The organism is Commensalibacter nepenthis (assembly GCF_029953305.1).
Lineage (GTDB): Bacteria > Pseudomonadota > Alphaproteobacteria > Acetobacterales > Acetobacteraceae > Commensalibacter > Commensalibacter nepenthis.
In genome coordinates, this window is record NZ_JASBAN010000001.1 from 2,005,211 (window position 1) to 2,018,736 (window position 13,526).

The following is a 13,526-nucleotide window of genomic DNA, read 5'->3' on the forward strand; positions in this document are numbered from 1 at the left end:
TTATATGATAGTCTGAATCATTCATTTTATTTGGTGTTTTAATGGAAAGTAGCGCTATATCATCTATCGAAAAACAAGAAGTTGAATCTGTGTCAAAAAATATGCAGTCTGATAGTCATGCAGAAAAAACAGACTATAGCTCTTCTGTTGAATCTTGGAAACCAGATGAGGATCAATCCGTTTCAGAAGAGATAGCTTCCGTCGGTGGTGAGATTAATGAAAATGCTGTCATAGATGCCATTTCAACAGTTTATGATCCTGAAATACCTGTAAATGTCTATGATTTGGGGCTGATTTATGCAGTTGATTTGCATGACGATGGGCGTGTTCATGTAGAAATGACACTGACAGCACCAAATTGCCCCAGTGCTCAAGAGTTGCCTATCATGATCGAACACGCTATTGAAAAAGTGGCGGGTGTTGTTGAGGTAAAAGTAGAAGTTGTTTGGGATCCGCCTTGGGATGTTTCCAGAATGAGTGACGAGGCTCGTTTAACGTTGAATATGTTTTAATTTTCTGTTCATTCTATGCTACACTCAGGGCAACTTTTTTACAAAAGTTGCCTTTTTTTTATCAATTTTTAGGCGTGAATTCTATAAATTATAAAAATTATTGCTTATTAAACTAGGATCAAGGGTATTTATTGATGACCAAAGTTGCGGTTGCTCTATTTGTTAAAAATGAATATAGCGATATTGCTGGTTGGATAGCTTGGTACCAAGCTCTGGGTGTCGATAAGTTATTTATTTTTGATGATTATTCAACGGATGGCACTTTTGAGATTATTCAAGCTGCTGCACAAATTTATAATATTCAATATTTTAGAACTGATCCTGTTCAACAGCCTAATTTTTACTGGCGGCAAAGAGACTCCTTTATGTCAGCCGTAGAAATCGCAAAAGAGGAATATGATTGGATCGGTTTTTTAGATGCAGATGAATATGTTTATTTAAATTCGTTTGATAATCTTGCTGATTTTTTAGACCAATTTCCTGATGCTGATGGGATTGCGATAAATTGGTGTATTTATGGTAACTCCAATAAAATTATACGTCCCAGAGGAGTCACTGTTGAAGTTTTTCTAGAGCATTCTGATATTTTCTTTGGAGATAATCAACAGGTAAAGAGTTTTATTCGCCCAGAAAAACTGGGTTCTCATTACCTCAACCCGCATCAATATGATATTGATCTCTCTCGATATGTAGATGTAAAAGGGAATGTGATTGAGTGGCGTGGTTGTAATAAAGACGTCGAATGGGAGGGTGCCAAAGTAATGCACTATATTTGCCGTAGTATGGAACAATATATAGGGCGTATAAAAAAAAGAACGGATGATTTAGGCGATAGTATTAAGCACTGGCAGCAGTTTGGTTTTCATTTTGATACTATATTTGTTGACAAAGAGCCTTTGAGGATGATGCCAAGGGTAAGGCAACATCTATCAAAGATAAATCAACAGATCATTGGGAATATTCGCAAGCAAATAAAAGAAAAATCCTTTTTAGAAGCATTATCTTTTTACCCTTCGACATATGAACATTCGTTAAAGCCTAAGCAAGATAATTTATATCAAACATTTAAAGAGATGAGTGATCTCCGAGAAAATGCCTCAGTCATTGTGCGGTTGATTGGTAAGGCTGAACAAAATCTTTATGTATCAGTATTGGAACAAAAACTGTTGCAAACAACAGAGCAAGAGGCACAAATAAAGTCTTTGATTCCTGTATATGGACTTGTTTTTCCGTATTTGCCTGATGTGATTATCTTAACAGCATTGCTTGAACAAAAATATTATCCAATATCGTTTATTATTGAGGGGCAGTATTTATTGTCTTCGGAACATTATTTGCACGCTTCTTTTAATGAAGAGCAGGAAGAATATTCTTTAACTTCAATTTATAATTCAAGTAAACTCGGATTTTCACAGCAAAATACAAAGAATATTCAATTGTACGATATGGCAGATATTCATTCGGCATGTTTTGCTTGGGAAGTGCAAGTCACCCAACAAAAATTAAAGGAAGAAGATATGAAGATTCCACTTCTTCACCCCTATACAAGTTTACAAGAATTATATTCTACTTTAAACGAACTGCCTAAAAAATCAGATAGAGAATTTTTGCGTATTATTGCCAATTTAAATTCCTCTGAAAAAGCTAAATTTAAATCTCTATTTCCTGGATTAATCGATCAATTTTTATAATAGTAAGGCTAGAATTATATTATAGCCCCTTAATTTTATTAAAGCGTTTATTTCCTAAAAGGAGATAACATAAATGCAGGAACAAACTGCCCAAACCCAATGACTGGATTATCATCATCAGGAACTGCTTGAGATAATGGAACGCGAGGCATGATTGTTTTTTCTTTTTTATAATGATGCTTTTTAGTCGTTTTCTTTTGCTGTTCTTCTTTGGGTTTATGTTGTTTCTTTGTGGTGTCTTCTTTTTCTAAATCAGTTGTTTCTGGCTTATCCAATGATAGTATCGGAATGGATTTTTGGATTAATGCTTCGATGGCTGCAATATTTTCTTTGTCATCTTCTGTTGCAATACTATAAGCGAATCCAGTCCGTCCAGCACGTCCCGTTCTGCCTATACGATGCACATAGTCCTCTGCATGTCGAGGCAGGTCAAAATTAAACACATGGGATAGATTATCAATATCAATCCCTCTGGCAGCAATATCAGAGCATACTAAATATTGAATTTCACCGTTTTTGAACTCTTCCATGGTTTTGGTGCGGTGTTGTTGTGTTAAATCGCCATGTAAGGCACTGCTTTGAAATCCATGACGATTTAAAGAACGTGTTAAAATATCAACATCTTTTTTGCGATTACAAAAGATGATAGCGTTCTTCACATTATCTTTTCGCAATAACTGACGCAAAGTCGCTCTTTTTCTTTTTTCAGGAACGATTACTAAACCCGATTCAATCGTTGTCGCCACGGAAGATGGCGGTGCAACGGTAATTTCGGTTGGATTAGATAAAAAAGAATCTGTTAGTTTTTTAATTTCTGGGGCCATTGTGGCAGATAAAAGCAATGTTTGTCTGCTTTTGGGTAAATAAGAAATAATTTTTTCAACATCTGGGATAAAGCCCATATCTAACATACGATCGGCTTCGTCAATAACCAGTATTTTAATCTGGTTAAGAAGTATAGCCCCTTTTTCGAACAGATCCATTAATCGCCCAGGAGTGGCGATGATAATATCCGCACCACGATTTAAATTACTTTTTTGCTCAACGATACTTTCGCCGCCAACCAACAAGGCATGGGTTAATTTAAGATATTGACCATATTGTTTTAGATTTTCCGCCACTTGTATCGCAAGTTCTCTGGTAGGTTCTAAGATTAACGCACGAGGCATCCTCGCACGACCTTTGCTGCTTGTTAGGATTTCAAGGATGGGTAATGTAAAAGAAGCTGTTTTCCCAGTACCCGTTTGTGCTATACCGACCAAGTCCTGTTTTTGTAAAATGACAGGAATGGCTTGTGCTTGGATCAAAGTCGGTGTTTTATACCCGATTTCATCAATCGCACGCATGATGGACGATGATAATCCAAGGTCGCTGAAAAGAACGAGGGACTCTGGTTCAAGATTTTGTGTATCTGAAATGATGTCTATTTCTTTTTGGTTAGTTTTTTTAGAGATCGCAGGCAAAGCAGTTTCTACCATTTATGTCAATAAAATGAAAGGATGTTTTAAAGAATTAAAACTTTAAACTTTTCTTATATTGACATAAATGCAAAGAATCAATCTTTATATGCTTATATATCAGATATATAATAGTTATTTTGATAAAACAAATTAAAAAGCAAGTAAAACTAAACTAATAACACCCAGAAATATGATTAATTTTAAAGGATTATTGATATTTCTAAAGATTTCTGGTTTAGGTCTTAACGCGCGTCGTGCTTTGCGATAAGCAGAAGTGAATACGGAAAATTGTAAAATAATCATCACGATAACCAAGCCCAATGCCGCCCAAGAAGACCAAGTAATGCTATGAATATCATACGAGTTACGAAATAAGAGTGCAGCTTGTGTGACTAGGGTAATAACGCCGAAAATCCAATTAAATTGGAATAGTTTCCTAAGACTTTGAAGTTGTAGAGATGTTTTTTGTGTTGGGTCTAATAGGCTTAAGCAAGATTGCAGTCCAAAGATATAGTAGAAAATACCGCCGATCCACAAGGTAAAACCTATATTATGAACGGCATTGATCGGCCCCCAATAAAAAGCAATTTGAGACATTGTTTTTCCATTTCCAAAATGTAGTAACATATAAACTGAATTATTAAATTTTAATTGGTAATATAAACAAAGAAAATAAAATTGCTCAGAATTTTATTTATTTTTTATAAATATAATGTTTTTAACTCTATGATAGAGATGAATCATGACAGAAATTCAATCATTTGAACGATTATTAACAACATTAAAACAACAGGATCGTACCCAGTTTATCGCAAAAAATAAAAAAGATGTAGACATCGCATATGTGCATAATAATGATTGTTAATAAGATTTTATCGTCAATTTGAGTTGGCTGATCTTGTTATTGAAATAGGTCTATCCTCTGTATTAATTTTTATAAGTCATCAACAACTTCAAAGGGGATTAAAACATCATGACAAAACCAAATTTAGAATTCGCTTTATTAACCCCTACTCAGATGAGTATTGTTGATCGACATGCTGCGCGCACAATATCTATAATAGAATTGATGGAAAATGCAGGGTGGGCGGTTACACAAGAAATTCTTAAACGATATAGACCTTGTTCTGTTTTGGTTTTATGTGGTCCAGGCAATAATGGTGGGGATGGATATGTTGTCGCACGTTTGTTAGCCCAGGCGGGTTGGGCTGTTTATGTTTCGTCAATTGCAAACCCTAAATCTGGTAGTGATGCTGATATAGCTGCAAAACAATGGACAGGCATGGTGGTAGATGATCCAGAGTCTTACATAAAAAAAGTAGGTTTAGTTATTGATGCTGTGTTTGGGGCTGGTTTGAATAAAGATCTCGATTTACATATTGCAAATCTGTTGCGTAAGGCAAAACATGTGGTTGCGATTGATATGCCTTCGGGAGTTAATGGCGAAACAGGTCAAATCATGGGATATGCCCCTCATGCTGAATTAACTGTAACTTTTTTCAAAGCAAAGCCTGGGCATTATTTGTTACCAGGTCGTGAATATAGGGGTGAATTGGTTGTAAAAGATATAGGAATTACTTTTGAAATTTTGTCTCAAATTGAACTCAAATGCTGGCTGAACGAACCTGGTTTGTGGCAGATTCCGACCTCTGAACTAACAGATTATAAATACCGTCGGGGAACAGTCAGTGTTATTGGTGGCTCTCAAATGATAGGGGCTGCAAGATTGTCTGCACATGCGGCATTAAATTCAGGGGCTGGACTAGTGTATATTTTTGCCTTGGGCAATAGGGATTGTTATAGTGCTTCATCACCTTGTTTCATTGTAGATCACGATTCGTTGGAAACAGCACTCAAAGACTTGCGACGTAAAATATGGGTTTGTGGTCCTGGATTATTAGCCAATGAAGTAAATGAAATATTGCCTCAGTTAATTGCAGCCAATGTGAAAATTATTGCCGATGCGGGGGCGTTCCAGTCCGATCAATATGATATGTTAAAAGGGGTATCCATCATCACCCCTCATATTGGTGAATTTGAACGTGTATTTGGTAAAATTAAAGGGGATAAAATTAGCGCAGCAAGGTTAGCCGCGAAACAAATAGGAAGTGTCGTGGTTTTGAAAGGCGCTGATACAATTATTGCTTCTCCAGATGGTCGTGTTGCAATTAATCAGCATGCATCTTCTCGATTAGCAACCGCTGGATCAGGAGATACTTTGACAGGGATTGTTGCGACATTACTGGCAACAGGAATGCCCGTATGGGAATCAGCTTGCGCAGGTGTTTGGGTGCATGGTGAGGCTGGATTATTATGCGATCATTCTTGGCCAAGTGCTGAAATCTTGACAGAAAACCTTGGTAAAGCACGAGATAATGCCTCAATATCAAAAAATATCGTTAATTTATAAAAAATATTTGAAAAAGAGGTTGCTCTGAATCAAATAGTGCGTTAATAGAACATGCATAAAGCACGGATGTGCGGATGTGGTGAAATTGGTAGACACGCTAGACTTAGAATCTAGTGGCGTGAGTCGTGGGGGTTCAAGTCCCTCCATCCGCACCAAAAACAAGTTTCTACTAACTTGTTTTTATTGAGTGAAACAAAAAATCCGTTTACAATTATATAAGAACCCGGTTTGGGTGAAATACATTTTGACCGAGAGGATGGCCTAGCTGATGCAGGTTACTGAAACGCTTTCTGAAAGCCTCAAGCGTGGCTTTACAATCGTAATTAAAGAAACTCAACTCGCTGAAAAAAGAAATGCACGTTTGGCAGAAATGGGGCATCAAATGAATATTCCAGGATTTCGTCCTGGTAAGATTCCTTTGGCCGTTGTCAAACAACGTTACGGTGAAACCGTACAGAATGAAGTTCTGAATGATGCTGTTGGGGATGCAATTCAAACAACTCTTGAAGAAAGAGGTTTGCGCCCAGCATCTCAGCCACAAATTACTCTGAAAGATGGGTATAAAGAAGGCGATGATTTAGAGTTTTCGTTCGAAGTAGAGTTGATTCCTGATTTTGAAGTTCCAGATTTCAAAGGAATTAATTTAACACGTTTAAAAGCTAAGCCTGATGATGAAGCTTTGAATAAAGCATTGGAATCAGTTGCTCAACGTCAACGTGATTACAAAGATATCGAAGAAAAACGCCCAGCAGTAAAAGGTGATGTTCTGGTTGTTGATTTTGTGGGTAAAGTTGATGGTGTTGCTTTTGAAGGTGGCACAGCAGATGACGTTAATGTTGAGATCGGTGGCAGCGGATTTATCCCTGGATTTGCTGAGCAAATTGAAGGCATGACCCCTGGTGAAGAAAAACAAATCATTGTAACTTTCCCTGAAAATTACCAAGCGTCAAATCTTGCTGGTAAAGAAGCAACATTCGATATCAAAGCCAAAGGGTTAAAAGAAGCCATAACCCCAGAAATCAATGACGAATTTGCAAAAAAAGTTGGTTTGGAAAGTCTTGAAAGCTTGAAAGATATCGTTAGCAAGCAAATTTCAACTGAATATGACCAAATGTCTCAAATGAGATTAAAGCGTGATATTTTGGATGTATTAGCTGAAAAAGTTTCTTTTGAAATTCCTCAAGGTTTGTTAGATGCTGAGTTTAACCAAATTTGGCAACGTATCGAGGCTGATCGCAAAGAGGGGCGTCTTGATGAAGAAGATAAAGCAAAAGACGAAGAAACACTTAAAGCAGATTATCGTAAAATTGCAGAACGTCGCGTTCGCTTAGGGTTGTTATTAGTTGAAATTGGACGTTTGAATTCAATTGCTGTAACTGATGAAGAATTAACCCAAGCAATGCGTAGTGAAGCAATGCGTTATCCTGGTAAAGAAAAAGAAGTTATTGAATTTTTCCAAAAAAATCCACAAGCAATAGATTCTTTGCGTGGACCCATCTATGAAAGCAAAGTCATTGATTATATTTTGGAACTTGCAACTATTGAAGATAAAGAAGTGAGCGCAGAAGAACTTGCAGAAATGCCAGATTCTAAAGTCTGATTTTTTATTAAATAAATAAAATGAATGTCTAGATTTGCGTCTAGACATTTTTTTTTTGCATTTTACCTTGTGTTGAATTAAATATCTATTTTGATTATCTATATGTATAAATTACACATAGATAAATAAAGTATCGTCTAACTTTAGGAAAAAATTGATGAGGGATTCCCACCCGTTGGAAATTTATGACAATGCACTCGTGCCTATGGTTGTTGAACAAACATCAAGAGGAGAGCGTGCATTTGATATTTATTCACGTTTATTAAAAGAAAGAATTATCTTTTTAACAGGTCCTGTTTACGATCAAGTTGCTTCTTTGATTTCGGCACAGTTATTATATTTAGAAAGCGTTAATCCAAAAAAAGAAGTCTCTTTTTATATTAACAGCCCTGGTGGTGTGGTTTCTGCGGGTTTGGCTATTTATGATACAATGCAATATATTCGTTGTCCTGTAAGTACTGTTTGTATAGGTCAAGCTGCTTCTATGGGATCATTATTGTTGTGTGGCGGCGAAAAAGGTCAGCGTTTTGCTTTGCCGAATGCGCGTGTAATGGTGCATCAGCCTTCTGGTGGGGCGCAAGGACAAGCGAGTGATATCGAAATTCAAGCCAAAGAGATCTTGGCTATTCGCAAAAGATTAAACGAGATTTATAATGAGCATACTGGCAGAACATTAGAGGAGATTGAACAACGTCTTGAAAGAGATAGCTATATGTCTGCCGAGGAAGCAAAGGATTTTGGAATTATAGATCAAGTCGTTACAAAACGTGATGTTGATTCGTCCTTAGATAAATAATGATTTTCCATATAGGTTGAATCTCTTTAATAATATCAGTTTAAAAATTATTAAAGGGTAGGAGTAGAAATGACTGATAAGAAGAATAATTCCAAAAATGCACTCTATTGCTCTTTTTGTGGTAAATCTCAACACGAAGTACGTAAATTAATTGCTGGTCCAACAGTTTTTATTTGTGATGAATGTGTTGAACTCTGTATGGATATTGTGCGTGAGGAAAATAAAACCCAGATTACAAAAGATCAGGGAAGTTTGCCTACACCTAAAGAGATTTGTAAAATTCTTGATGATTACGTCATCGGACAAGGCGATGCTAAAAAAGTATTATCCGTGGCGGTTCATAACCATTACAAGCGTTTGAATCAAGCTGATAAAGCGGGTGATGTTGAGATTGCCAAATCTAATATTTTATTGATCGGTCCAACAGGGACGGGGAAAACATTGTTGGCTCAGACATTGGCTAGAATCTTAGATGTTCCCTTTACAATGGCTGATGCGACGACATTAACCGAAGCGGGTTATGTTGGTGAAGATGTTGAAAATATTATTCTTAAATTGTTACAGTCAGCTGATTATAACGTAGAGCGTGCTCAACGTGGAATTATTTACATTGATGAAATCGATAAAATTACACGTAAATCAGAAAACCCTTCTATTACACGAGATGTAAGTGGTGAGGGCGTACAACAAGCCTTATTGAAAATTATGGAAGGGACGGTTGCTTCTGTTCCTCCTCAAGGTGGGCGTAAGCACCCTCAACAAGAATTCTTGCAAGTTGATACGACCAATATGCTCTTTATTTGCGGTGGTGCTTTTGCAGGTCTTGATAAAATTATCAGTGCTAGAAGTGTTGGGTATGGTATTGGTTTTGGTGCGGAAGTTCAATCTGGTGACGATCATAATATAGGTGCGTTATTCCGTCAGTTGGAATCAGAAGACTTAATGAAATTTGGTTTAATTCCAGAATTTATTGGTCGTCTGCCTGTTATTGCGACCCTTGATGATTTAGATCAAAAGGCTTTGGTTCAAATTTTAAAAGAGCCTAAAAATGCGTTGGTCAAGCAATACCAAAAACTCTTTGAAATGGAAAATGTTCAATTAACATTCTCAGATGAAGCCGTCCAAGAAATTGCCAATAAAGCGATCGAACGTCGTACTGGGGCTCGTGGATTACGTTCTATTTTAGAAACTATTTTGCTTTCTACAATGTTTGAATTACCAGACCTTAAAAATGTCTCCGAAGTCTTGGTCAGTAAAGAGGTCATCAATCGTGAGGCTGATCCTGTTTATGTATATAACAAAGAAAAGAAAACCGATAAAACTGCTTGATCTTTGTGTATAATTTGACAAAATGGAAAGGATCTATTTCGATAGGTCCTTTTTTATTGTCAATTTTAATAGTAACATATCGAAATAAGATTTGCAGGAGGTATTGTTGTATTTTTCTGTGATTATGCTTATATTTAAATAGGAGTTATCAATACCGTTCAAGGTTTTATTCGGTATTATATCATCGCTTTTAAGTTTTGTTACTTTTTAGTTAGTCATATTTTCAATAAAAGAAAGATATTAATAAAAGGTAATTATTATATAAAATAAAGCGTGCCAATTATGGGCGTTTTATTTTATGAGATCGTCCAATAAGGAGGTCATAGTTTATGACAGAAAAAAAAGAAGACACTTTGATTGGTGATGCCGAAGTGGAACAAAAAGACACCCAAGAACAAAACAATTTTGGGCTAATTGCTGTATTACCTTTGAGGGATATTGTTGTTTTCCCTCATATGATTGTTCCTTTGTTTGTGGGACGTGAAAAATCTGTAAAAGCACTGGAAAAAGTTGAAAGTCAACGTAATCAAATTTTGTTGGTTTCGCAAAAGGATGCAGCTTTGGAAGACCCAACTGAAAATGATATTTATCATTTTGGTACAGTTGCGTCGATTCTACAGATTTTGAAATTGCCAGATGGAACGATTAAGGTTCTTGTAGAGGGGTTTCAAAGAGCCAAAGTAAAAACGCTTTATGATCGTGAGGCTTATTTTGAAGCTGATATCGAAATCGTTGAAGAGGTCGTAAACGAAGCAAGTAAAGAGCTTGATGCTTTACAACGCACCGTCACGACTCAATTTGAGCAATATATAAAATTAAATAAATCTATTGCCCCCGAAGTTTTGGTAGCAGTTAATCAGATTGATAATCCTTATAAACTCGTTGATACGATTACCAGCCATTTAAATCTAAAAGTTGCCGATAAACAGATGATTTTGGAGATCATTCCCGTTGAAGAGCGTTTGGAAAGGCTGCTTGAGCATTTAGAAGCAGAGCTGGGCGTTTTGCAGGTTGAGAAACGCATCCGCAATCGTGTTAAAAAACAAATGGAAAAGACTCAACGCGAATATTATTTGAATGAGCAAATGAAGGCTATTCAAAAAGAGTTGGGTGAGGGGGAAGATGGTAAAGATGAGCTTTCCGAGCTTGAAGAGAAAATTAAAAAGATTCGTTTAAGCAAAGAAGCCAGAGACAAGGCTTTATCTGACCTCAAAAAACTACGTACGATGAGTCCAATGTCCGCAGAGGCGACCGTTGTAAGAAATTATTTAGACTGGATTGTTGGAATTCCTTGGAAGAAACGTTCTAAAATCTCGAGAGATTTGAAAAATGCTGAAAAAATTCTCGATCAAGATCATTATGGTCTAGAAAAAGTAAAAGAGCGAATCCTTGAATATTTAGCGGTTCAAGTTCGCTCAGCTAAACTTAAAGGACCGATTCTCTGTTTGGTTGGTCCTCCTGGTGTGGGCAAAACGTCTTTGGCACGTTCAATTGCCAAAGCGACTGGTCGTGAATATGTGCGTATGGCTTTGGGTGGTGTACGTGATGAAGCAGAGATTCGCGGGCATCGTCGTACCTATATTGGTGCAATGCCAGGTAAAATTGTCCAAGGAATGAAAAAGGCAGGCACTTCGAATCCATTATTTTTGTTGGATGAGATTGATAAGCTAGGTTCTGATTGGCGTGGTGATCCTACTTCAGCATTACTAGAAGTTTTAGATCCAGAGCAAAACTCTACGTTTGCAGATCATTATTTGGAGGTTGATTACGATCTTTCTGATGTCATGTTTATAACCACAGCGAATAGTTATAATATGCCCCAGCCATTATTGGATCGTATGGAAATTATTCGTCTTTCTGGGTATACAGAGGATGAAAAGGTTGAAATTGCACGTCGTCATTTGCTCAAAAAACAAGGTGAAGCGCATAACTTAAAAGCCAAAGAATGGTCAGTTTCGGATGATGTGCTTCGTGAGTTGGTAAGGACTTATACACGTGAGGCTGGTGTTCGTAATTTAGAACGCGAAATTGCAAAAATTGCTCGAAAAATTGTTCGCAAAATTGTAATGGGCGAATGCGATCATATTGCTGTAACGCTTGATAATTTAGAGGAATATGCAGGTGTTAAACGATTCCGTTATGGCGAAAGCGAAAGTGAAGACTTAATCGGAATTGTGACTGGTTTAGCTTGGACAGAGGTTGGCGGTGACATCTTGCACATCGAAAGTGTGACAGTTCCTGGTAAAGGTCATATTAAGCATACCGGTAAATTGGGCGATGTGATGCAAGAGAGCGTTGCTGCAGCACTTTCATATGTCAAAAGTCGTGCATTTCAGTTTGGAATCAAGCCAGAGTTATTTGATAAGAAAGATATCCACGTTCATGTGCCCGAAGGGGCAACCCCCAAGGATGGTCCCTCTGCAGGTGTGGCGATGGCAACCAGCATTGTAAGTGCAATGACAGGTATCCCTATCCGTCGTGATGTGGCGATGACTGGCGAAATTACATTGCGTGGGCGTGTTTTAGCAATTGGTGGTTTAAAAGAAAAGTTGTTGGCTGCTTTACGTGCAGGAATCAAAACGGTTTTCATTCCCAAAGAGAATGAAAAAGATTTGGTTGATGTTCCTGAAGTTGTGAAAAGCAATCTAACGATTATCCCTGTGTCCAATGCAGATGAAGTGATTATCAAAGCTTTGATTCGCCCTTACGAATCTATTGGGTCAGACGAAGTCGCAGAATCGATAAAAATTGCTGATACATCTGCTCAAGAAGTGCCTTTGACACATTAAAATGTGATGATCTTGCAACCTGACAGGGAATAAATGTAAGAAAAAGCCTATTGAAGCGCAGAGAATGGTTGACGTTCTGTTAAAGTGCTTCAATAGTCTGAATATGGATTAATGATACAGTCCAAAAGATATAGTTTTTTGTATCCTCACTATTAGTGGAAAGATAAAATAAAATGGAAAAGCCGCTTAATAAACAAGAACTCGTTGCTGCTGTTGCAGAAAAAATTGATTTATCAAAAGCAAAATCTGCAGAAGTTGTAGATGCAGTGTTAAGCACAATTGAAGAAACGCTTGCTAAAAAACAAGAAGTGCGCCTTGTTGGTTTTGGTAGCTTTGTCACTGCAACACGTAAAGCAGCAAAAGGTCGCAATCCTCGTACAGGCGAAGAGATTGATATTCCAGCATCAATCTCTGTTCGTTTTAAACCTGGAAAATTATTAAAAGAAGCTGTTAGCAAATAGTTTTTAAGTTATTTAAAAAAACGACTAGACAGACAACGGCTTCGATGCTATGAAGTCGTTGTTCTGTTAAAAACGACAAGTTTTAAAATAGAGCGAGGGCGATTAGCTCAGTTGGTAGAGCATCTCGTTTACACCGAGAGGGTCGGCAGTTCGAGCCTGTCATCGCCCACCATAAACACTAAAAGCGGTATAAATGCTTTTAATGTAGTGACCAGTCTGTAAAGACGATAATACCCTGCGCGGGTGTAGCTCAGTTTGGTTAGAGCGTCGGCCTGTCACGCCGAAGGTCGCGGGTTCGAGCCCCGTCACTCGCGCCATTATATAGTTTATTATTTTTCTTTAAAAATAAAGGGCGATTAGCTCAGTTGGTAGAGCATCTCGTTTACACCGAGAGGGTCGGCAGTTCGAGCCTGTCATCGCCCACCATAAACACTAAAAGCGGTATAAATGCTTTTAATGTAGTGACTAGTCTGTAAAG

The 13,526-nt window shown here is 37.4% G+C and carries 10 protein-coding genes and 4 tRNA genes; 12 read left to right on the top strand and 2 right to left on the bottom strand.

Going from position 1 to position 13,526, the window contains the following annotated elements:
- The first annotated feature begins 41 nt into the window (after positions 1-41).
- Together QJV33_RS09430 and QJV33_RS09435 are read left to right on the top strand one after the other, a co-directional pair.
- Positions 42-512 (top strand): SUF system Fe-S cluster assembly protein, encoded by a 471-nt coding sequence (locus tag QJV33_RS09430; protein WP_408869656.1) that lies wholly within the window; start codon positions 42-44, stop codon positions 510-512.
- 134 nt (positions 513-646) lie between these two features.
- Entirely contained in the window at positions 647-2,203 is a 1,557-nt protein-coding gene (locus QJV33_RS09435; protein ID WP_281463094.1) for a glycosyltransferase family 2 protein, read from the top strand.
- A 47-nt stretch (positions 2,204-2,250) separates the two neighbouring features.
- Here the strand turns inward: QJV33_RS09435 and QJV33_RS09440 are convergent, their stop codons facing one another.
- Positions 2,251-3,681 carry a DEAD/DEAH box helicase gene (locus QJV33_RS09440; protein ID WP_281463095.1) on the bottom strand — a complete coding sequence of 477 codons (1,431 nt, stop codon included), beginning with the start codon at positions 3,679-3,681 and terminating at the stop codon, positions 2,251-2,253.
- Positions 3,682-3,813: 132 nt separating this feature from the next.
- Positions 3,814-4,260, bottom strand: a complete 447-nt coding sequence (locus QJV33_RS09445; RefSeq protein WP_281463096.1) for a hypothetical protein — start codon at positions 4,258-4,260, stop codon at positions 3,814-3,816.
- Positions 4,261-4,636: 376 nt separating this feature from the next.
- On the opposite strand from QJV33_RS09445, the gene QJV33_RS09450 reads away from it, so the two are divergent.
- From QJV33_RS09450 to QJV33_RS09495, 10 genes are all read left to right on the top strand, one after another.
- Entirely contained in the window at positions 4,637-6,073 is a 1,437-nt protein-coding gene (locus QJV33_RS09450; RefSeq protein WP_281463097.1) for an NAD(P)H-hydrate dehydratase, read from the top strand.
- Between the two features lie 70 nt (positions 6,074-6,143).
- Positions 6,144-6,228, top strand: a tRNA-Leu gene (locus tag QJV33_RS09455).
- A 113-nt stretch (positions 6,229-6,341) separates the two neighbouring features.
- Complete coding sequence (gene tig, locus QJV33_RS09460; RefSeq protein WP_281463098.1) at positions 6,342-7,673, top strand: trigger factor; 1,332 nt, start codon at positions 6,342-6,344, stop codon at positions 7,671-7,673.
- A gap of 157 nt (positions 7,674-7,830) precedes the next feature.
- Complete coding sequence (gene clpP, locus QJV33_RS09465; RefSeq protein ID WP_281463099.1) at positions 7,831-8,469, top strand: ATP-dependent Clp endopeptidase proteolytic subunit ClpP; 639 nt, start codon at positions 7,831-7,833, stop codon at positions 8,467-8,469.
- Between the two features lie 69 nt (positions 8,470-8,538).
- Positions 8,539-9,798: an ATP-dependent Clp protease ATP-binding subunit ClpX gene (gene clpX / locus QJV33_RS09470; protein WP_281463100.1), complete on the top strand. Its 1,260-nt coding sequence runs from the start codon at positions 8,539-8,541 to the stop codon at positions 9,796-9,798.
- A 329-nt stretch (positions 9,799-10,127) separates the two neighbouring features.
- Positions 10,128-12,587: an endopeptidase La gene (gene lon / locus QJV33_RS09475; RefSeq protein WP_281463101.1), complete on the top strand. Its 2,460-nt coding sequence runs from the start codon at positions 10,128-10,130 to the stop codon at positions 12,585-12,587.
- 173 nt (positions 12,588-12,760) lie between these two features.
- Positions 12,761-13,048, top strand: coding sequence for an HU family DNA-binding protein (locus QJV33_RS09480; protein ID WP_281463102.1), 288 nt, complete (start codon positions 12,761-12,763; stop codon positions 13,046-13,048).
- Between the two features lie 96 nt (positions 13,049-13,144).
- Positions 13,145-13,220 (top strand) — tRNA-Val (locus QJV33_RS09485).
- 67 nt (positions 13,221-13,287) lie between these two features.
- A tRNA-Asp gene (locus tag QJV33_RS09490) sits at positions 13,288-13,365 on the top strand.
- A gap of 33 nt (positions 13,366-13,398) precedes the next feature.
- Positions 13,399-13,474 (top strand) — tRNA-Val (locus tag QJV33_RS09495).
- The last annotated feature ends 52 nt before the right edge of the window (positions 13,475-13,526 follow it).